The sequence below is a fragment of the Streptomyces sp. NPDC003032 genome (assembly GCF_053591415.1).
Genome location: NZ_JBSFTT010000033.1, coordinates 70,384 through 88,728, shown reverse-complemented (window position 1 = coordinate 88,728; position 18,345 = coordinate 70,384). Strand labels below are relative to the sequence as shown.

17 protein-coding genes and 2 pseudogenes are annotated in these 18,345 nt (G+C 70.3%); 11 read left to right on the top strand and 8 right to left on the bottom strand.

From position 1 onward, the window contains the following. Nucleotides 1–87, top strand: a pseudogene (locus ACWDZ7_RS34210) (alpha-ketoglutarate-dependent dioxygenase AlkB); the annotation flags it as partial. A 17-nt stretch (nucleotides 88–104) separates the two neighbouring features. Here ACWDZ7_RS34210 and ACWDZ7_RS34205 read toward each other — a convergent pair. Together ACWDZ7_RS34205 and ACWDZ7_RS34200 are read right to left on the bottom strand one after the other, a co-directional pair. Then, nucleotides 105–491: pseudogene (locus tag ACWDZ7_RS34205) on the bottom strand (SCO4983 family protein); the annotation flags it as partial. Nucleotides 492–601: 110 nt separating this feature from the next. After that, nucleotides 602–1,813, bottom strand: a complete 1,212-nt coding sequence (locus ACWDZ7_RS34200) for a pyridoxal phosphate-dependent aminotransferase (protein WP_451802427.1) — start codon at nucleotides 1,811–1,813, stop codon at nucleotides 602–604. A gap of 158 nt (nucleotides 1,814–1,971) precedes the next feature. Here ACWDZ7_RS34200 and ACWDZ7_RS34195 point away from each other — a divergent pair, with 158 nt between their 5' ends. Then, complete coding sequence (locus ACWDZ7_RS34195; RefSeq protein ID WP_451802426.1) at nucleotides 1,972–2,808, top strand: trypsin-like peptidase domain-containing protein; 837 nt, start codon at nucleotides 1,972–1,974, stop codon at nucleotides 2,806–2,808. 116 nt (nucleotides 2,809–2,924) lie between these two features. On the opposite strand, the gene ACWDZ7_RS34190 is transcribed toward ACWDZ7_RS34195, so the two are convergent. The 3 genes from ACWDZ7_RS34190 to ACWDZ7_RS34180 all read right to left on the bottom strand — a co-directional run bounded on the left by ACWDZ7_RS34190 (nucleotide 2,925) and on the right by ACWDZ7_RS34180 (nucleotide 4,310). After that, the gene (locus tag ACWDZ7_RS34190; RefSeq protein ID WP_451802424.1) at nucleotides 2,925–3,323 is read right to left on the bottom strand and encodes a DUF2267 domain-containing protein; all 399 of its coding nucleotides are present in this window, start codon (nucleotides 3,321–3,323) and stop codon (nucleotides 2,925–2,927) included. Between the two features lie 51 nt (nucleotides 3,324–3,374). Beyond that, complete coding sequence (locus ACWDZ7_RS34185; RefSeq protein ID WP_451802422.1) at nucleotides 3,375–3,794, bottom strand: Hsp20/alpha crystallin family protein; 420 nt, start codon at nucleotides 3,792–3,794, stop codon at nucleotides 3,375–3,377. Nucleotides 3,795–3,932: 138 nt separating this feature from the next. Further along, the gene (locus ACWDZ7_RS34180; protein ID WP_451519099.1) at nucleotides 3,933–4,310 is read right to left on the bottom strand and encodes a hypothetical protein; all 378 of its coding nucleotides are present in this window, start codon (nucleotides 4,308–4,310) and stop codon (nucleotides 3,933–3,935) included. A 397-nt stretch (nucleotides 4,311–4,707) separates the two neighbouring features. On the opposite strand from ACWDZ7_RS34180, the gene ACWDZ7_RS34175 reads away from it, so the two are divergent. From ACWDZ7_RS34175 to ACWDZ7_RS34160, 4 genes are all read left to right on the top strand, one after another. Continuing rightward, nucleotides 4,708–5,091 (top strand): MerR family transcriptional regulator, encoded by a 384-nt coding sequence (locus tag ACWDZ7_RS34175; protein ID WP_451802420.1) that lies wholly within the window; start codon nucleotides 4,708–4,710, stop codon nucleotides 5,089–5,091. Between the two features lie 317 nt (nucleotides 5,092–5,408). Beyond that, nucleotides 5,409–5,612 carry a cold-shock protein gene (locus tag ACWDZ7_RS34170; RefSeq protein ID WP_046930152.1) on the top strand — a complete coding sequence of 68 codons (204 nt, stop codon included), beginning with the start codon at nucleotides 5,409–5,411 and terminating at the stop codon, nucleotides 5,610–5,612. Nucleotides 5,613–5,886: 274 nt separating this feature from the next. After that, on the top strand, nucleotides 5,887–7,398 hold the full coding sequence (locus ACWDZ7_RS34165) for a DEAD/DEAH box helicase (RefSeq protein WP_451802418.1): 1,512 nt from the start codon (nucleotides 5,887–5,889) through the stop codon (nucleotides 7,396–7,398). 194 nt (nucleotides 7,399–7,592) lie between these two features. Then, on the top strand, nucleotides 7,593–8,219 hold the full coding sequence (locus ACWDZ7_RS34160) for an SAM-dependent methyltransferase (protein WP_451802416.1): 627 nt from the start codon (nucleotides 7,593–7,595) through the stop codon (nucleotides 8,217–8,219). 23 nt (nucleotides 8,220–8,242) lie between these two features. Here the strand turns inward: ACWDZ7_RS34160 and ACWDZ7_RS34155 are convergent, their stop codons facing one another. Beyond that, complete coding sequence (locus ACWDZ7_RS34155) at nucleotides 8,243–9,862, bottom strand: N-acyl-D-amino-acid deacylase family protein (RefSeq protein ID WP_451802415.1); 1,620 nt, start codon at nucleotides 9,860–9,862, stop codon at nucleotides 8,243–8,245. Nucleotides 9,863–9,964: 102 nt separating this feature from the next. Next, nucleotides 9,965–11,308 (bottom strand): amino acid deaminase, encoded by a 1,344-nt coding sequence (locus ACWDZ7_RS34150; RefSeq protein WP_451802413.1) that lies wholly within the window; start codon nucleotides 11,306–11,308, stop codon nucleotides 9,965–9,967. Nucleotides 11,309–11,501: 193 nt separating this feature from the next. Here ACWDZ7_RS34150 and ACWDZ7_RS34145 point away from each other — a divergent pair, with 193 nt between their 5' ends. The 4 genes from ACWDZ7_RS34145 to ACWDZ7_RS34130 all read left to right on the top strand — a co-directional run bounded on the left by ACWDZ7_RS34145 (nucleotide 11,502) and on the right by ACWDZ7_RS34130 (nucleotide 15,320). Then, the gene (locus ACWDZ7_RS34145; RefSeq protein WP_451802431.1) at nucleotides 11,502–12,533 is read left to right on the top strand and encodes a sugar kinase; all 1,032 of its coding nucleotides are present in this window, start codon (nucleotides 11,502–11,504) and stop codon (nucleotides 12,531–12,533) included. After that, complete coding sequence (locus tag ACWDZ7_RS34140; protein ID WP_451802411.1) at nucleotides 12,530–13,288, top strand: IclR family transcriptional regulator; 759 nt, start codon at nucleotides 12,530–12,532, stop codon at nucleotides 13,286–13,288. The genes ACWDZ7_RS34145 and ACWDZ7_RS34140 overlap by 4 nt, the downstream gene beginning before the upstream one ends. Before the next feature lie 6 nt (nucleotides 13,289–13,294). After that, complete coding sequence (locus ACWDZ7_RS34135; RefSeq protein ID WP_365819936.1) at nucleotides 13,295–13,705, top strand: RidA family protein; 411 nt, start codon at nucleotides 13,295–13,297, stop codon at nucleotides 13,703–13,705. 121 nt (nucleotides 13,706–13,826) lie between these two features. Further along, nucleotides 13,827–15,320 carry a GntP family permease gene (locus tag ACWDZ7_RS34130; RefSeq protein WP_451802408.1) on the top strand — a complete coding sequence of 498 codons (1,494 nt, stop codon included), beginning with the start codon at nucleotides 13,827–13,829 and terminating at the stop codon, nucleotides 15,318–15,320. A gap of 40 nt (nucleotides 15,321–15,360) precedes the next feature. Here ACWDZ7_RS34130 and ACWDZ7_RS34125 read toward each other — a convergent pair whose 3' ends face one another. Next, entirely contained in the window at nucleotides 15,361–16,704 is a 1,344-nt protein-coding gene (locus ACWDZ7_RS34125; RefSeq protein WP_451802407.1) for a M14 family metallopeptidase, read from the bottom strand. 258 nt (nucleotides 16,705–16,962) lie between these two features. Between ACWDZ7_RS34125 and ACWDZ7_RS34120 the strand changes: the two genes are divergently transcribed. After that, nucleotides 16,963–18,312 carry an Nramp family divalent metal transporter gene (locus tag ACWDZ7_RS34120; RefSeq protein WP_451802405.1) on the top strand — a complete coding sequence of 450 codons (1,350 nt, stop codon included), beginning with the start codon at nucleotides 16,963–16,965 and terminating at the stop codon, nucleotides 18,310–18,312. Nucleotides 18,313–18,345 lie beyond the last annotated feature (33 nt).

The following is an 18,345-nucleotide window of genomic DNA, read 5'->3' as shown; positions in this document are numbered from 1 at the left end:
GGCTGGCTCACCGGTGCCGACGCCCTGTTCGAACACCTCGCCACGGACGTCCCGTGGCAGGCCGAGCGCCGGCAGATGTACGAGAGGGCGCCGACCAGGCGCGTGGCGCCCGCGTGGGCGTCCATGCGCTCGGCGGCCAGGATGGCCGCCGCGGTGTCGGCGCGGGAGGCCGCCACGACCAGGGCGCGGCCCGCGAGGGCGTGGGCGCGCTGGTGCAGGGCGGCCGTGTGGGGTTCGTGGATGGCGGCGGCGATGGTGGAGCGCGCCGGCTGCACACCGCGGCGCAGACGGGACACCTGGAACGCAAGCTGCTCGGCGGCGGCGTCCAGCTCGGCCGTCGGGGCCAGGGCGCGCAGCTCGTCGGTGACGGCGAGGAGCGCGGCGAGGTGCCCGGCGAGCTGGATGTCCAGCTCTTCCTCGCGGGAGCGGTGCGGGAAGCTCGCGTCGTCGGCCATCGAGTGGACCGACTTGGTGCGGATCGGCTCGTACATGGGGTGGCCTCCAAGCGGTGTAGCCACCATCCTACCTTAGATCCCGTCTAAAGTTGAGAACGGTCCGAAGATGTGGTTCCGCCTCCGGACCCGTCCGCACGGCGTGGGCGTCACGGCTGGCTGTAGCCGTCCAGGAAGTTCCCGATCCGCCTGACCGCCTCCGCGAGGTCCGTCGCCGTCGGCAGCGTCACGACGCGGAAGTGATCGGGCTCGGGCCAGTTGAAGCCCGTACCGTGCACGACCATGATCTTCTCGGCCCGCAGCAGGTCCAGGACCATCTGCCGGTCGTCCTTGATCTTGAAGACCTTCGGGTCGAGCCGCGGGAAGAGATACAGCGACCCCTTGGGCTTCACACAGCTCACCCCGGGGATCTGCGTCAGCAGGTCGTACGCCGTGTCCCGCTGCTCCAGGAGCCGCCCGCCCGGCAGTACCAGACCGTTGATCGTCTGGCGCCCGCTCAGCGCCGCGACGACGCCGTGCTGGCCCGGCATGTTCGCGCACAGGCGCATGTTGGCGAGGATCGTCAGGCCCTCGATGTACGAGGTGGCGTGCGCCTTCGGCCCCGATACGGCCATCCAGCCGACGCGGTAGCCCGCCACGCGGTATGCCTTCGACATGCCGTTGAACGTGAGGGTCAGCAGATCGGGTGCGATCGCGGCGGTCGGCGTGTGCGTCACGCCGTCGTAGAGGATTTTGTCGTAGATCTCGTCCGAGCAGACCAGGAGGTTGTGACGGCGCGCGATATCGGTCAGACCACGGAGCATGTCGTCGCTGTAGACGGCGCCCGTCGGGTTGTTCGGGTTGATGATCACGATCGCCTTGGTGCGGTCGGTCACCTTGCGTTCGATGTCGGCGAGGTCCGGCATCCAGTCCGCCTGCTCGTCGCAGCGGTAGTGCACGGCGGTGCCGCCGGACAGCGAGACGGCCGCGGTCCACAGCGGGTAGTCGGGCGCCGGTACGAGGACCTCGTCGCCGTCGTCGACCAGGCCCTGCATGGCCATCACGATGAGCTCGGAGACGCCGTTGCCGATGAAGACGTGCTCGACGTCGGTCTCGATGCCGAGCGTCTGGTTGTGCATGACCACCGCGCGGCGGGCGGCCAGCAGGCCCTTCGCGTCGCCGTAGCCGTGCGCGTCGCCGACGTTGCGGAGGATGTCCTCCAGGATCTCGGGCGGGCACTCGAAGCCAAAGGCGGCGGGGTTGCCGGTGTTGAGCTTGAGGATGCGGTGGCCTGCCGCTTCCAGCCGCATCGCCTCCTCAAGGACGGGGCCCCGGATCTCGTAACAGACGTTGGCGAGCTTCGTCGACTGGATGACCTGCATGGCGGCGAGCTTACGGGGTGTTCCGGCGGTCGACGGAGCGGATTATTCGGTGGGTCCCCGGGCGCGGGCCGGATGCGGCTGGTCGCGCGGTCTTGTCCTGATGGCCGGGTGGCCCAACAATGCGCATGACAAAACTGCCAGCGGAGGGGACCCCCCACATGAACAAGCCTCTCGTCGGTGCGTGCTTTGCCGTGCTGCTCCTCGGAGCGACGGCGGCGCCCGCGACGGCCGTCAGCGACGAGCGCCCCGCCAAGCCGAGGGTCAAGGCCGTCGACTTCGCCGGGACCGTGGCGCTCAGCAACTGTTCCGGCTCCGTCGTCCGCGTACCGGACTCGCGGCCCGGCGACCCCGCGCTCGTCCTGTCCAACGGCCACTGCGTCGAGAGCGGCTTCCCCGCGCCCGGCGAGGTCCTCGTCGACAAGCCCTCGACGCGCAGCTTCACGCTGCTGAGCGCCTCGGGCCGCAACCTCGGGACGGTCAGGGCGAGCAAGATCGCGTACGCCACGATGACCGACACGGACATCTCGCTCTACCAGCTCACCAGCACCTACGGCGACATCGAGAGCAAGTACGGGATCAAGGCGCTGGAGCTGAACGCGGCGCGGCCCGAGGCGGGCCGGGCGATCACCATCGCCTCCGGCTACTGGAAGAAGTTCTACAAGTGCGGCATCGACGGCTTCGCGTACCGCCTCAAGGAGGGCCAGTGGACCTGGAAGGACTCGGTCCGCTACACCCCCGCCTGCAAGACGATCGGCGGCACCTCCGGCTCCCCGGTGATCGATGACGCGACCGGCAAGGTCGTCGCCGTCCACAACACCGGCAACGACAACGGAGGCCGGTGCACGGACAACAATCCCTGTGAGGTCGACCAGAACGGCCAGGTCACCGTGCGCGAAGGCATCAACTACGGCCAGCAGACGTACACGATCGTGCCGTGCGTCGGCACCGGCAACAAGATCGACCTGAGCCGGGCGGGCTGCGCGCTGCCGAAGTAGCGGCGGGCGCGGGCACGGGCGCGGGTGCCGTCCGCGGGCGGACGGCACCCGCGTCAGTCCTCAGGTCCTCAGGTCCTCAGGCTCAGAGGGATCGGATCCTCAGAGGTGTCGGGTCCTCAGGCCGCCGGGACCAGCTCGGCCCTGCCGAACAGCAGGGCGTAGCCCGGCGGCAGCAGGTTCAGCAGGCGGTCGACGAGCTCCTCGTCGACCGCCCGCGTCAGGGCGGTGAGGACGGAGCTGACGTCCCACCGGGCGGTGGCCGGCGTGGCACCCTCCAGGCGCAGCGCCACACTCTCGACGAACTCCGGGGCCGTGAGCTGTCGCGTCACGGGCACCTGGTCCGCGATCACCCTCGCCGCCTCGACCGGCAACTGGCCTGCCAGTTCGACGCGTTCGTCCCCGACGACGTGGCCGCCGAGGGCCGACAGGACGGTGCGCGTCACGCGCTCCGCCTCGGCGGCGGTGGTGTACTGGCCGGTTTCCCTCACCGCCTCGATGAGTTCGCTCCATCTCATCGTGCCGTTCTCCTCCGCTCTGTTCTTGTTGTTCTTCGTGTTGTTTCCGCGTCAGCCGCTGATCTGCTTGCGCCCGCCTCCGCCGCTGATCTGGATCTTGCGCGGCTTCGCCTGTTCGGCCACCGGGATGCGCAGCGTCAGCACGCCGGCGTCGTACGAGGCGTCGATCCGCTCGGTGTCCAGGGTGTCGCCGAGGAACAGCTGGCGGGAGAAGCTGCCGGTGGGACGCTCGGCCGCGATCATCTCCACGCCTTCGCGGGCGGGGGAGCGGCGCTCGGCCCGTACGTTCAGGACGTGGCGTTCCACGTCCAGGTCGATCGACTCCGGGTCGACGCCCGGCAGATCGAAGTGGACCACGAACTCGTCGCCCTCGCGGTAGGCGTCCATCTGCATTCCGGCCGGACGGGCGGTGTTGAAGACCTGCTGGGTGAGGCGGTCCAACTCGCGGAACGGGTCGGTACGCATGAGCATCACGGGTCACTCCCTTCCTCAGGTACTGGGTGCGATGCCCTACGTTTTCTATATAGCCCGAGGAAGGAAAATTGACAAGGCCGGGCTCAAGTCAGGTCGCTGGACCTGACTTGAGCCCGGTCGCTCGTCCGGTGCTGGTCAGTTGTCCGAGTAGCTGAGGTCACCCACCGTCCAGGCGCTCACGTCCTGGAGGGCGATGCGGTACATCCCGCCGGTCGCCGGCAGGCCGAGGTTGCCCTGGAGGATCCGGGCCAGGTGGAAGTGCAGATGGGTGGGGGGCGCCGTGCCTCCCGCCGGGTCGGCGGGCTCCCCCTCGCTCTCGAACGCGGCGGCGAACGGACTCAGGTGGTCGGAGTCCTTCAGGACTTCGGCGACGCGCCGCCGCCACAGGGCTTCGGGGGCCAGCCGTCCGGTGATGACGGCGCCGGCCACGACCACGGTGAGGGACATCTGATTGCTGTGCTCGGACTCGACCAGGGTGGCGATGTCGACGAGCAGTTCGTCAGGCTTCGACATGACTGGTGAGCCTACCGAGACAAGGCGGTACGTGGGTCTCCTGATCCCCCCTCCTCCGCTTCCGAAAATCTATCTTGGCTGAGGTAGACATGCGGAACCACCGTTGTTAGAGTTCCTTGTGTAGTCACAGACGTTCAGCGAGAACGTAAAGCAGCAAGGAGAGGAGTGGACGCCATCAGGATCGCCCGGGTGAGGTTCGGCACCGCTCGGGTAACGCAGGCCCCGGATTGGAAGGTGGTCCCCGGTCACGCATTCACGATCCCCGCATCCCCGCCCCGTCGGGCGGCCGTGCGGAAACAGATAGCCGGCACGCAGGGCCGGTAGATGGTGTTGAAACCCCTCGGGGCCTGGTGCCGTACGGCACCAGGCCCCTCGACGCGTTCCAGAAAAGGTGCAAATGCCCCCAGAGACCCTTACGCAAGGCCCCGACCGGTTCGATGACGACGACTACCCCGCCTACACGATGGGCCGGGCCGCCGAGATGATCGGCGCCACGCCGGGCTTCCTCCGGGCCGTCGGCGACGCCCGCCTGATCACACCGCTTCGCTCCGAGGGTGGCCACCGCCGCTACTCGCGCTACCAGCTGCGCGTCGCCGCGCGCGCCCGCGAGCTCGTCGACCAGGGCACCCCGATCGAGGCCGCCTGCCGCATCGTCATCCTCGAGGACCAACTGGAAGACGCGCTGCGCATCAACGAACAGCTGCGCCGCTCCCCGGCCGGGTCCGAAGGGGCGCAGTCGTCCGAGGAGGCGCAGCCGTCCCAGGGGGCGCGCTCGTCCTGAGGGCGCCGTCCATGAAACTGTGTGCCTCGCGCCGCCGGATATCTGCGACGGCAAATGCAGAATTTCATGTGATGCGCGATGAGGGTTTATCCGTCCCTCGGCGGAGCGGTAAAGAACACCATGCGCCGCCGCCGAGGGCGTGCTAGTGTCGTTATCAGTTGCAGTTGTGGTTCCCAAGAGACTTCAAGTGCTCAGTCGGCGTTATGTGCCGGCGGGGCACTTTGTATTGCCGGTCATTCCGGACGGGGAAATCATCGCGGCGACGCGGAGTTCGCACAGTGTGGACTCCACGGGCACTGCCCCGAAGGAGATATGACATGGCTACTGGCACCGTGAAGTGGTTCAACGCGGAAAAGGGCTTCGGCTTCATCGAGCAGGACGGCGGCGGCGCCGACGTCTTCGCTCACTACTCGAACATCGCCACCCAGGGCTTCCGTGAGCTGCAGGAGGGCCAGAAGGTGAACTTCGACGTCACGCAGGGCCAGAAGGGCCCGCAGGCCGAGAACATCGTTCCCGCCTGACGCTGACGCGTACTTCGTGGCTGGGGCCCGCACCTTGGGTGCGGGCCCCGGCTCGTTTTGTTTCCGGGGAAGAAACGCCCCGATGATCTGATGCGACACCCCGGTGGTCACACCCGGAGCGTGTCCCTCTTCTGACCGGCCGGTCCCTGAATTTATTCCGGCGGCCGGAATTTATTTTTTTATCCCCCCGGCCGTTCCTGCAATTCTCGACACCCGTCTCCGACCGGTGTCGGTGAGAATTCCTCGATACGCGCCGCATCGAGGAAGGTTCTTCATGAACCGCTCAACTCGCACGAACGGCCGTTACACCGGCAGCCCCCGCTCCGCCTCCGCCTCCGGAGGCCGGTCGTACTCCAGGGGCCCGTCCCGCCGCCCCGCCGCGCTCCAGGGAGAGTTCGCCCTCCCGGTCACCGTCACCCCGGCCCTGCCGCCCGTCGAGGACTTCGCCGCGCTCGGCCTGCCGGACGGTGTGGTGGAGATCCTCACCCGTCTCGGTGTCACCGAGCCCTTCCCGATCCAGGCGGCCACGCTTCCGAACTCCCTCGCGGGCCGGGACGTCCTCGGCCGCGGGCGCACCGGCTCCGGCAAGACCCTTGCCTTCGGCCTCGCGGTGCTCGCCCGCACCGCCGGGCAGCGCGCCGAACCCCGCCGCCCCCTCGCCCTGGTCCTCGTGCCCACCCGTGAGCTGGCCCAGCAGGTGACCGACGCCCTCACCCCGTACGCCAAGGCGGTGAAGCTGCGCCTGGCCACCGTCGTCGGCGGCATGTCGATCGGGCGGCAGGCCGGCGCGCTGCGCGCCGGGGCCGAGGTCGTCGTCGCGACGCCCGGACGGCTCAAGGACCTCATCGAGCGCCGCGACTGCCACCTCGACCAGGTCGCCGTCACCGTCCTCGACGAGGCCGACCAGATGGCCGACATGGGCTTCCTGCCCCAGGTCACCGAGCTTCTCGACCAGGTGCGCCCGGGCGGCCAGCGGATGCTGTTCTCCGCCACCCTGGACCGCAACGTCGACCTCCTGGTCCGGCGCTACCTCGACGACCCGGTCGTCCACTCGGTCGACCCCTCGGCGGGCGCCGTCACCACGATGGAGCACCACGTGCTGCACATCCACGGTGCCGACAAGTACGCCGCCACGACCGAGATCGCCGCCCGCGACGGGCGCGTGATCCTGTTCCTGGACACCAAGCACGCCGTCGACCGGCTCACCACGCACCTGCTCAACAGCGGGGTGCGGGCGGCGGGGCTGCACGGCGGCAAGTCACAGCCCCAGCGCACCCGTACGCTCGCCCAGTTCAAGTCCGGGCAGGTCACGGCGCTCGTCGCCACGAACGTCGCGGCGCGCGGCATCCACGTCGACGACCTCGACCTCGTCGTCAACGTGGACCCGCCGGCCGACCACAAGGACTACCTGCACCGCGGTGGCCGCACCGCACGCGCCGGTGGCTCCGGCAGCGTCGTCACCCTGGTGACCTCGGCGCAGCGGCGCGACATGAGCCGCCTGATGGCCGCCGCGGGCATCACGCCGCAGACCGCGCAAGTACGGTCGGGCGAGGCCGAGTTGTCGCGCATCACCGGCGCCAGGACTCCCTCGGGTGTGCCGGTGACCATCGCCGCCCCGCCGAAGGAGGGCTCCAGGCACGGCGGTTCGCCGGCCCGTGGCCGACGCCCCCGCGACGGCCGTGCGCGCCGCGCCTACACCGCCCGTGCGCAGGGCGGGGCCTCGCAAGGCCCGTCGCGAGGGGCCTCGGGCGGGGCTTCGGGCGGCTCTCAGGGCAAGGCCGCCTGACACCGGGCGGTCACCCCTGGCGGGCCCCGGCCCGCCGGGTCCTCCCTGTGAGGGCCGCCTTCGGGACCGCCTGTCGGTGACGCCGCCGCACTGCTCACCTCCGCCCGCTCACCTTGCCGGAACGGCAAGAATCCGTGCCAGTTCACGGTGAGCCGGGCAAGACTGCGCGCGTGCCCCGACAGAAGGAGCTCCCGATGAGCAACACCGACGCGCTCACGTTCTGGGACGGCGTCTACACGGCCCGTCCCGCGGCCACCGATCCGCGGCCGAACGTACGACTCACCGAGACCGTCACGGGCCTGCCGCCCGGCGACGTGCTGGACCTCGGATGCGGCGACGGCGGCGACACGCTGTGGCTCGCCCGCCAGGGGTGGCACGTCACCGCCGTCGACGTCTCCGCCGTGGCGGTCGAGCGGCTCACCGGACTCGCCGCCTCCAGCGGCCTGGCCGACCGGATCGCCGCCCAGCGGCACGACCTGCGCGAGTCCTTCCCGCAGGGCGCGTTCGACCTCGTCTGCGCGCACTATCTGCAGACGCCCCTCGACCTCGACAGGGCATCCGTCCTGCGCACGGCCGCGCACGCGCTGCGTCCGGGCGGGCGGCTGCTGGTCGTCGACCACGGATCGACCGCTCCGTGGTCGTGGAACCAGGACCCCGGCATCCGGTACGCGACCGCGCGGGAGGTCGCCGCGGACATCGCCCTGGACCCGGCGGCGTGGACGCTCGAACGGGCCGACGCGTCCCGCCGGATCGCCGACGGCCCGGACGGACGCACCGCCGAGGTCACGGACCACATCCTGATCATCCGCCGCACCGCTTGAACGCCGGCGGCGGAGATGGGTGCTCAGGGGGTTCGGCGTACGGCGCGTCCCGCGAGGGTGTCCGTGCGCCGGCCGTCCCGCATCACGAACCGGCCGTCGATCAGGACGTGCGGGATGCCGGTGGGAAGCGTGCGGGGCGCCTCGAAGGTGGAGCCCGCCGCGACCGTCTCCGGGTCGAAGAGCACCAGGTCGGCGCGGTAGCCCTCGCGTACGGTGCCCCGGTCGGGGAGCCGGAGGCGGGCGGCGGGTCGCGAGGTGAGGTGGGCGACGGTCTCTTCCAGTGACATGACGCCCAACTCCCGGGCGTACCGGCCGAGATACTGCGGGAACGTGCCGTACGCGCGCGGGTGCGGCTTGAAGCCCTGGAGGATGCCGTCGCTGCCGCCCGTGTGCACACGGTGGCGCATGATCGTCCGTACGTTCTCCTCGTGCCCGACGTGCTGGAGGATCGTCGAGCCGAGCCGGTCGTCGATGAGCAGGCGGCGGGCGGTGACCCAGGGGGCCTCGCCGCGCATGTCGGCGGAGTGCTGGATCGTCTTGCCGACGCAGGAGGCGAGCCCGGGGTCGCTCACCCCCGAGATCTCGATCGTGTCCCACTCGATGGGTACGCCGTGACAGCCGTCGGCGCCGATGACCTCCATGTGATGGCGGATCTTCTCGGCGGTCGCCTCGTCCTCCAGCCGGGCGAGGATCGCGTCGGGCCCGCCTTCGCTCGCCCAGCTGGGCAGCATCGCGACGAGCGTCGTGCAGCCGGGGGTGTAGGGGTACGTGTCGAGGGTGATGTCCGCGCCCTGCGCGAGGGCGTCGTCGAGGAGGGCGATCAGGTCCGGGGCCCTGCCCTTGTTCACGCCGAAGTTCATGGTGGCGTGCGCGAGGTGCAGGGGGCAGTGCGCGGTCCGGGTGAGGGCCACCATCTCCTCGTACGCCTCAAGGGCGCCCGCTCCGTAACTGCGGTGATGGGGGCAGTAGTAGCCCTTGTGGGCGGCGACGACCTTGCACAGCTCGGTCAGTTCGGAGTCGTCGGCGTACATGCCGGGGGTGTAGGTGAGGCCGGAGGACATGCCGACGGCGCCCTCCCGCATGCCCTGCGTGACGAGCTGCCGCATGTGGTCCAGCTCGGCGGGGGTCGCCGGGCGGTCGTCCCAGCCCAGCGCGTACATCCGGACGGTGCCCTGCGGGATGAGGTACGCGGCGTTCACCGCGATGCCGTGGCCGCCGTGGGCGGTGTCCAGCGCGTCCAGGTAGCCGCCGACGGTGCGCCACGTGAAGTCGATGTCGGCGCCGTCGCCGTTCCAGCCGGTGATGGCCCGGCGGACCTGGGCGAGCGTACGGTCGTCCACGGGGGCGTAGCTCAGGCCGTCCTGGCCGATGACCTCCAGCGTGACGCCCTGGGCGGCCTTCGCGGTGTGCTCGGGGTCGCGGAGGAGGGCGAGGTCGCTGTGGGCGTGCATGTCGATGAAACCGGGCGCCAGCGCCAGGCCCTGGGCGTCCAGTGTGTGCCGCCCTGTGGGGCGGTTGCCGGTCCCTTCGCGGTCCCCCCGGTGGACCGTGGCGATCCTGCCGTTGTGTACGCCGACGTCAGCGCGGTAGGAGGCACCTCCGGTCCCGTCTATGACGCGAGCGTCCCGGATGACCAGGTCCATGAGGTGCCTCTCTCTTGTTCGCGGGTTTCGTCGGAGGGTGCGGGGTGGCCCCTACGTGAGGGGTTCGCTGCGGGGCAAACAGACCCGCCCAAGACCCCCAGGTCAGAAGAACGTGCGGACGTAGTCCGTGACCGTCCCGTCCCCCTCCACCAAAGGAATCATCTGCCACTTGTCGAACGCCGTGCACGGATGCGAAAGCCCCATGCCGACCCAGTCGCCCACCGCGAGGTCCGCCTCCGGAGCCGTCCGGAGCCACCCGTGCTGGTCGGAGAGCCCGGTGACCGTGACCCCGGTCGCGGGCCGCTCCACCCCGTCGCGCCGTACGACCTGCGCCGCCGGCAGATCCAGGTCGTACGCCGCGTCCCGCTTCCCCGCGTTGGTGAACGCCTGCTCGGCTGAGGGCCGCGACACCACCTGCGTCCAGAGCCGGAAGGCAGGCTCCAGCGCACCCTCCTCCGGGACCCGGTTGAAGGGTGTCAGCTTCCGGTAGTGGCCGTCGTCATGTGAGACGTACGCACCGGAGCGCAGCAACTTCAGCACGGGCACGGACAGTTCCGGCACCTCGGCGAAGACCGACGCCACCGCGTCGAACCACGCGCTGCCGCCCGCGCTGAGCACGACCTCCGGCAGATCCGCGAACCGCCCCGCCTTGTCCAGCTCGACGAGCAGCGCGACCAGCCGCCGCAGCCACGCCGTGACCCGCTCCGTGGAGGGCTGCGGCACCTCACCCTCGTATCCGGCGACGCCGACGAGCCGCAGCGTGTCCGCGCCCGCCACGGCGTTCGCGATCTCGAAGCACTCGGCCTCGGTCCGTACGCCGGTCCGCGCCCCGTCGCCCGCCGCCAGTTCGATCACGACGTCCACGGGACGGCTCGCCCCCGCCTCGCTGAGCGCGGCGTGCATCAACTCGACGCCGCGTACGGAGTCGACGTAACAGATGAAGTGGAAGGACGGGTCGGCGTCCAGTTCGCGGGCGAGCCGGCGCAGCGCCGCCGCGTCGACCAGTTCGTTCGCGAGGAAGATCCGCGAGGTGCCGAACGCCCGTGCCACGTGCACCTGGTGGGGCACGGCGAGTGTGATGCCCCACGCCCCGCGCTCCATCTGCCGGGCGAAGAGCTGCGGCGCCATCGATGTCTTGCCGTGCGGCGCGAAGGCGAGGCCGTGGCGTTCGGCGTACGTCTCCATGAGCGCGAGGTTGTGCTCCAGGCGCTCGGCGGAGAGCGCGAGGACGGGGGTGGTGAAGCCACCGGTGAAGAGGTTCCGGCGCTGGGCCGCGAGCTCGCCGACGGTGAGGCCCTCCGCGTCCGGGGGAAGCCCCTTGAAGCGGTGATCGATCCGTTCGTCCGCGAGCGAGGCGAGCGGGTCGCCGGACCGGCCGACGGACGGTCCGGCGGACCGGTCAGCGGGACGGTCGACGGCGTGGTCGGTGCCGTGGTCGGCGGCCATGGGCGCCTCCTCCAGAGGTGCGTTGCAGTATCTGCAACAGTCATTGCGTATGTCGCTGACAGCTGTCTAACATCCGAGCCAACGCCGGGTCAACGGATCCGGAGAGACGGTTGAGGGGCTGGAGATCGTGACCGCACAGGCAACCGCGCAGGCGGCCGCCCAGACACCGGCGGCCGCCCAGACACCGGCGCCGGTGGACGTCGTGGCGCTCGGCGAGTCCATGGTCACGTTCCTGCCCGCACGCCCCGGCCGCCTCGCCGACGTGCCCTCCTTCGAGCGCGGAATCGGCGGCGCCGAGTCGAACGTCCTCTGCGCGCTCGCCGCCGCCGGACACACCACCCGCTGGGTCAGCCGCGTCGGCGCCGACGGCTTCGGCGACCACCTCGTCGAGACCGTCGCGCGCCACGGCGTCGACACCTCCGCCGTCGCCCGCGACCCGCACCGCCCCACCGGCGTCTACTTCCGCACCGCCGACGACCGCGACACCGACACCCACGAGGTCGTCTACTACCGCGCGGGCTCCGCCGCCTCCGCCATGTCGCGGGCCTCCGTGGACGAGGACGCCCTGACCGCCGGCCGCATCCTGCACCTGACGGGCATCACGCCCGCCCTCTCCGCCGACTGCCTGGCACTCGTACGTCATCTCTGTACCCGGCGCGCGGCCCGCGGCCCGCTCCTCTCCTTCGACGTCAACCACCGCCCGGGGCTGTGGACGGACGCGGGCGACCGCGCCCCCGGTGTCCTCCTCGACCTCGCGCGCGGCGCCGACCTCGTCTTCGTCGGCGAGGACGAGGCCGCGGCGGTCTGGGGCGTGAGCGGCGGCCCCGACGCCATCCGCGCCGCCCTTCCCGAACCCGCCACCCTCGTCGTCAAGCAGGGCAGCCGCGGCGCCACCGTCTTCCGCCACGGAGAGGAACCCGTCTTCCAGGCCGCCCTGCGCGTGGACGTCGTCGCGCCGGTCGGCGCCGGTGACGCCTTCGCCGCCGGGTTCCTCTCCGCCACCCTGCGCGACCTGCCCGCCGCACACCGACTGCGCCACGGCCACCTCATGGCCGCCGCCGCCCTCACCGTCCCGGGCGACCTCGCCCCGCCCCCCGCCCGCGCACACGCCGACCGCCTCGCCGCCCTGGACGACGCCGCCTGGGAGACACTCCGTCTCGGCCCCGGCTGGACGGCGAACATCCCGGAGGAAACCGGGGCCGAGGAAGAGGTACGTACCCCATGAGCCAGACCGTCGACCGCGCGCTCTCGATCCTGCCGCTGCTCGCCGAGGGCCCCGCCGACCTCGGGCAGGTCGCCGAGCGGCTCGGCGTCCACAAGTCCACGGCGCTCCGGCTCCTGCGCACCCTCCATGAGCACGGCCTGGTCTTCCGCCAGTCCGACCAGCGCTACCGCCTCGGCGCGCGCCTCTTCGCCCTCGCCCAGGAGGCCGTCGAGAACCTCGACGTGCGCGAGATCGCCCACCCGCACCTCCTCGCCCTCAACGAGAAGTGCGGCCACACGGTCCATCTCGCCGTCTACGAGGAGCAGGAAGTCCTCTACATCGACAAGGTCGAGAGCCGCTACCCGGTGCGCATGTACTCGCGCATCGGCAAGCCGGTGGCGATCACGGTCGCCGCCGTGGCCAAGCTCCTCCTCGCCGACTTCCCGGAAGCCGAGCGCCGCGCCTTCGCGGAGAAGCTCGACTACCCCACCTACACGTCCCGTTCGACGCCCAACGCCGCCGCTTTCCTGCGGGAGCTGGACAAGGTGCGCGAACAGGGCTGGGCCACCGACCTCGGTGGCCATGAGGAGTCCATCAACTGCATCGGGGCCCCCATCCGCGGTGCGGACGGGCGTGTCGTCGCCGCCATGTCGGTCTCCGCGCCGAACGTCGTCGTCACCGCCGAGGAACTCCTCACGCTGCTCCCGCTGGTGCGCCGCACGGCGGACGCCATCAGCCGGGAGTACTCCGGCAAGTCACCCCTGAAGGAAGCCTGAACGACCATGACCGAAAAGATCGCTCTCACCCCGGCGACCCACACCACCCCGCCCGCGAAGTTCTCCCACGGCGTCAAGAAGGGCAACATCCTTCAGGTCGCCGGCCAGGTCGGCTTCCTCCCCGCCGAGGAGGGCAAGGCCCCCACCCCCGCGGGCCCGACCCTGCGCGAGCAGACCCTCCAGACCTTCGCCAACGTCAAGGCGATCCTCGAAGAGGGCGGCGCCACCTGGGACGACGTGATGATGATGCGCGTCTACCTCACGGACGTGGACCACTTCGCCGAGATGAACGAGATCTACAACGCGTACTTCGAGGAGCAGGGCCTCAAGGCCCCCGCCTCGGCCCGCACCACGGTGTACGTGGGCCTGCCCAAGGGTCTGCTCATCGAGATCGACGCGCTCGCCGTCCTGAGCTGACGCGCATCTTCTTCTTCCAGCAAGCCGTACGTCGTCACGGCACGGCGCCCGTCACCCGCGGTGCGCCGTGCCGCGATCCTCCATGCCTGCCCGAAAGTCCCATGCACTTACGAGGTCAACGATGTCCCCGTCCCACACCGCCGTGCTCGCGGCCGCCGCCCCCGCCGCGGAGACGCCACCCCACACCGGTGGCGTCCTCACCCTGATCGATGGCACGGCGGGTCTGCTGACCGTCGCCGCGCTCGGGATCGTGCTCCTCCTCTTCCTGATCATCAAGGTCAGGCTCCAGCCCTTCGTGGCGCTGCTGGCGGTCTCGATAGTCGTCGGCCTCTCGGCCGGCCTCTCCGTCACCGAACTCTTCGGCACCGTCCAGAGGTCCGACGCCGTCTCGGTCATCGAGTCGGGCATGGGCGGCATCCTCGGCCATGTGGCGATCATCATCGGCCTCGGCACGATGCTCGGCGCGATCCTCGAAGTGTCGGGCGGCGCCGAGGTGTTGGCATCGCGCCTGCTGGGCCTCTTCGGCGAGAAGCGCGCGCCGCTGGCCATGGGCCTGACGGGTCTGATCTTCGGCATCCCCGTCTTCTTCGACGTCGGCATCTTCGTCCTGGCGCCCATCGTCTACGCCGCCGCCAAGCGCAGCGGCAAGTCGATCCTCCTCTACTGCCTCCCGCTCCTCGCGGGTCTCTCGATGACCCACGCGTTCCTGCCCCCGCACCCGGGACCGGTGGCAGCGGCGGGTCTGCTCCACGTGGACCTCGGGTGGGTCATCCTCATGGGCATCGTCTGCGGCGTCCCGGCCGTCCTCGCCGCCTGGGTGTACTCCGCGTGGATCGGCAAGCGCATCTTCGTACCGGTCCCGCAGGACATGGTCGAGGCCGCCGAGGAGGCGAAGGCCGCGGTCGTCGCCGAGCAGCGCGCGGCCGGTGTGGAGCCGCGCGAGAAGCCGGTGCCGCTGGGTGTCGTCTTCGCGATCATCGGTACGCCACTCCTGCTGATCCTCCTCGCGACGTTCTCGTCCATCGCCTTCGACCCCTCGACTCTCCGCTCGGTGATCGAGTTCTTCGGCAGCCCCTTCGTGGCCCTCACGATCGCGCTCCTGATGGCCTACTACCTGCTGGGCATCCGGCGCGGCTGGTCCCGCAAGTCCCTTGAGACGGTGTCGACCTCGTCCCTCAAACCGGTCGGCAACATCCTCCTGGTGGTGGGCGCGGGCGGCATCTTCGGCGCGGTCCTCAAGGCGAGCGGCGTGGCCGGAGCCCTCTCGGACACCTTCCAGGACGTGGGCCTGCCCATCATCGTCCTCGCCTACCTGCTCTCCCTGGTGCTGCGGGTCGCCCAGGGCTCGGCGACGGTCGCGATCGTCACGACGGCGGGCATCGTGGCCCCCCTCCTGGCCGAGGGCGACCACTCCCAGGCCTTCGTCGCCCTGGTCATCATGGCGATCTCGGCGGGCTCGATCTTCGCCTCGCACGTCAACGACGGCGGGTTCTGGATGGTGGCGAAGTACTTCGGCATCAGCGAGCGGGACACGTTGAAGACGTGGACCGTGCTGGAGTCCGTGCTTTCGGTGGCGGGGTTCGTGGTGGCGGCGGTGGTGAGTCTGTTCGTGTAGCGGTGGGGCACCCGGCAGGGTATGCCGGGTGCCCGGGGTGTCAGCTCGCGCAGTACTGCTGCTCCTTGCCGATGGACCGGTACATGCAGTCCGAGTTCTCCAGGAGTTGGAGGACCGCGTCGCGGTTGCGGCTCGTCTCGCGTTCGATCACCTCGTCGGGCGGGTAGAAGCCGCCGCCGCCCGCGGACGACGGGTACATCTCGAAGGTGTAGCTGAAGATCTTCTGGGCGCCCCACAGCCAGTCGTCGATCGAGCCGTCCGTGATGTAGAGGTCGCTGGCCTGCTCGGGCGTGTAACCGTTGCTCGCGGCCATCTTCCTGCCGACGGCCGCGTGGGCGTCACGGTCGTCCTGGGTCAGGCCGGGGGCCGTGTCGGCGTAGGTGTAGCCGTAGGGCCACAGGATCAGTTCGCTGTACGTGTGGAAGTCGATGGCGGTCCTGATCTGCTGCTTGCCGCCGACGACCCGGCTGCGTACGAAGTCCGCGACGACCTTGACCTCGGGGGCCGACTCGGCGCGCGGCCCGCGGTAGGTGTCCGAGCCCGTGGAGCCGGAGGAGCCGCCGCAGCAGCCCCACTTGTAGGCCCAGTTGCGGTTCATGTCGGTCCCGACGCTCGACGAACCGCTGTTGGGCTGGCGGTTCTTGCGCCAGCTGCGGTAGGAGCCGGTCGCGATGTCGTACTCGCCGCCGTCCGGGTTCATGTCCGGCACGATCCAGATCTCGCGCGAGTCGACCATCTTCTTGAGCCGCGCGTCCGTGGCGTAGTCGTCGCCCAGCTCGCGCAGCAGGTAGAGCGCCATCTCCACCGTCAGGTGCTCTCGGGCGTGCTGGTGATGGGTGAAGAGGACCTCCGGCTCGGCCTCGTCGGTGGCGACGTTGTCGCTGATCTTGATGGCGACGATGTCCCGGCCCGCGTACGACTTGCCGATGACCCTCTTGCTCATCAGGCCCGGGTGGGCCGCGATGCGCTGGTCGATCGCGGCGTTCATCTCGGCGTAGTTGTGGTACCTCGCGTCGGCGGGCGGGAAGTCCTTGGGCTCCACCGCATGTCCGTCCGTACGCTTCGGAGGGCCGGCCAGGGCCTTGAGGCCGTAGCCCAGCTCCCTCAGCCTCGCCGCCTCGCGGCCGTCGGCGGAGACGACCACCGCGCGGGCGTCGACCTCGTCGATGGAGACGCCGGTGCGGGCGAGCGCGGTGCGCGCGGCGCGGTCGTCGGGCAGGGGGATCTCGTACTGGCGTATGTCCTCGTCGGCCGTCGTCGCCGCGCTCCGGGCGGCGGGGTCGGCCGAGGACGGTGCGGCGTTGGCGGTGAGAGGGGCCGCCACAGCGACGGCCAGAAGGGCGGCGAGGGCGGCGGATCTTCTGCCGCGTATGCGGAGTCGCATGAAGTCTCCTCAGGGGTGGGGGGGTGGTTCAGTGCGACGCGTGCGGTGCGGGGGTGTGCGGGACGCGGGTGTGCGGGGTGTGCGGGGAGCGTTGGGGTAACGCGGGTGTGCGACGTGTCCCGCGTGTCCGCTGCGGGTCGCGCCGCGTGTCACGTGCGGGTCGCGCCGCCCCATCGTCGGGGCGTGGCATGCTCTGGTCAACGCCGTCTTCCGGCCAACCCCTTGTGCCACGCGCCGCTATGCGCTTTCTTGATCGGCATGGCTGAAACCACAGGCAGTGGCACCCCCGTCGGCGCATCCGCACCCCAGCCGCGCAAGTCGAGCTGGAAGTACATCGGCCCCGGCATCGTCGTCGCCGCGACCGGGGTCGGCGCGGGCGACCTCGTCGCGACTCTCATCGCGGGCAGCAACTTCGGCTACACTCTGCTGTGGGCCGCCGTCATCGGCTGCGTCGTGAAGATCTCGCTCGCCGAGGCCGCGGGCCGCTGGCACCTCGCCACCGGGCGCACCCTCTTCGACGGCTGGGCGAGCCTCGGCCGCTGGACGACGTGGTTCTTCGTCGTCTACGTCGTGATCTGGGGGTACGTGTACGGGGCGGCGGCCATGTCCTCGTCGGGGCTGCCCCTCCAGGCGCTCTTCCCCGACGTCATGGAGCTCAAGTGGTGGGGCATCCTCACCGGCCTCGTCGGCCTTGTCTTCGTCTGGTTCAACAAGTACGCCGTCTTCGAGAAGGTCATGACGGTCCTGGTCGGCGTGATGTTCGTCGTCACCGTCTATCTCGCCATCCGCGTCACCCCGCACCTGGGCGACGCCTTCGCCGGCCTGCTGCCCGTCCTGCCCGACGAGAAGGACTCCATCCTCAACACGCTGGGCCTGATCGGCGGTGTCGGCGGCACGATCACGCTGGCCGCGTACGGGTACTGGGTCAACGCCAAGGGCTGGACCAACACCGGCTGGATGAAGGTGATGCGGCTCGACAACCGCGTCGCGTACATCACCACCGGCGTCTTCGTCGTCGCCATGCTCTTCGTCGGCGCCGAGATGCTGCACTCCGCGAACGTCGCCATCGCCAGCGGCGACAAGGGCCTCGTCCAGCTCTCCGGCATCCTGGAGAAGGAGTACGGCGACGCCACCGCCAAGCTGTTCCTGGTCGGCTTCTTCGCGACGTCGTTCACCTCGCTGATCGGCGTGTGGCACGGCGTGAGCCTGATGTTCGCGGACTTCGTCGAGCGCTACCGCAAACAGCGTGTGGGCGCCGACTCCGCCGACTCCGCCGGGGACGCCTCGCTGAGCGGCGAGGAGGTGGCGTCCGGCGCCCGCGAGAAGTCGGTGCCGTTCCGCGCGTACCTGCTCTGGCTGACGTTCCCGCCGATGATCCTGCTCTTCGAGGGGCAGCCGTTCCGGCTCATCATCATCTACGGCGTCCTGGGCGCGGCCTTCATGCCGTTCCTGGCGCTCACCCTGGTCTGGCTGCTCAACTCCGCCCGCACCCCGAGGGAGTGGCGCAACGGCTGGCTCAGCAACGGCATGCTGACGGTCGCCGGCCTGCTGTTCCTGGTCCTGTGCGTCAAGCAGATCTCGGACCAGGACTGGAGCAGCTTCTTCTAGCCCACGGCCCGGCCCGCGACCCCCTCGAACACC

Excerpts from the sequence above, each read along its gene's own strand:
- ACWDZ7_RS34200 (WP_451802427.1), bottom strand. The coding sequence starts at position 1,813 with ATGCAGGTCATCCAGTCGACGAAGCTCGCCAACGTCTGTTACGAGATC.
- ACWDZ7_RS34195 (WP_451802426.1), top strand. The coding sequence starts at position 1,972 with ATGAACAAGCCTCTCGTCGGTGCGTGCTTTGCCGTGCTGCTCCTCGGA.
- ACWDZ7_RS34190 (WP_451802424.1), bottom strand. The coding sequence starts at position 3,323 with ATGAGATGGAGCGAACTCATCGAGGCGGTGAGGGAAACCGGCCAGTAC.
- ACWDZ7_RS34185 (WP_451802422.1), bottom strand. The coding sequence starts at position 3,794 with ATGCTCATGCGTACCGACCCGTTCCGCGAGTTGGACCGCCTCACCCAG.
- ACWDZ7_RS34180 (WP_451519099.1), bottom strand. The coding sequence starts at position 4,310 with ATGTCGAAGCCTGACGAACTGCTCGTCGACATCGCCACCCTGGTCGAG.
- ACWDZ7_RS34175 (WP_451802420.1), top strand. The coding sequence starts at position 4,708 with ATGCCCCCAGAGACCCTTACGCAAGGCCCCGACCGGTTCGATGACGAC.
- ACWDZ7_RS34170 (WP_046930152.1), top strand. The coding sequence starts at position 5,409 with ATGGCTACTGGCACCGTGAAGTGGTTCAACGCGGAAAAGGGCTTCGGC.
- ACWDZ7_RS34165 (WP_451802418.1), top strand. The coding sequence starts at position 5,887 with ATGAACCGCTCAACTCGCACGAACGGCCGTTACACCGGCAGCCCCCGC.
- ACWDZ7_RS34160 (WP_451802416.1), top strand. The coding sequence starts at position 7,593 with ATGAGCAACACCGACGCGCTCACGTTCTGGGACGGCGTCTACACGGCC.
- ACWDZ7_RS34155 (WP_451802415.1), bottom strand. The coding sequence starts at position 9,862 with ATGGACCTGGTCATCCGGGACGCTCGCGTCATAGACGGGACCGGAGGT.
- ACWDZ7_RS34150 (WP_451802413.1), bottom strand. The coding sequence starts at position 11,308 with ATGGCCGCCGACCACGGCACCGACCACGCCGTCGACCGTCCCGCTGAC.
- ACWDZ7_RS34140 (WP_451802411.1), top strand. The coding sequence starts at position 12,530 with ATGAGCCAGACCGTCGACCGCGCGCTCTCGATCCTGCCGCTGCTCGCC.
- ACWDZ7_RS34135 (WP_365819936.1), top strand. The coding sequence starts at position 13,295 with ATGACCGAAAAGATCGCTCTCACCCCGGCGACCCACACCACCCCGCCC.
- ACWDZ7_RS34130 (WP_451802408.1), top strand. The coding sequence starts at position 13,827 with ATGTCCCCGTCCCACACCGCCGTGCTCGCGGCCGCCGCCCCCGCCGCG.
- ACWDZ7_RS34125 (WP_451802407.1), bottom strand. The coding sequence starts at position 16,704 with ATGCGACTCCGCATACGCGGCAGAAGATCCGCCGCCCTCGCCGCCCTT.
- ACWDZ7_RS34120 (WP_451802405.1), top strand. The coding sequence starts at position 16,963 with ATGGCTGAAACCACAGGCAGTGGCACCCCCGTCGGCGCATCCGCACCC.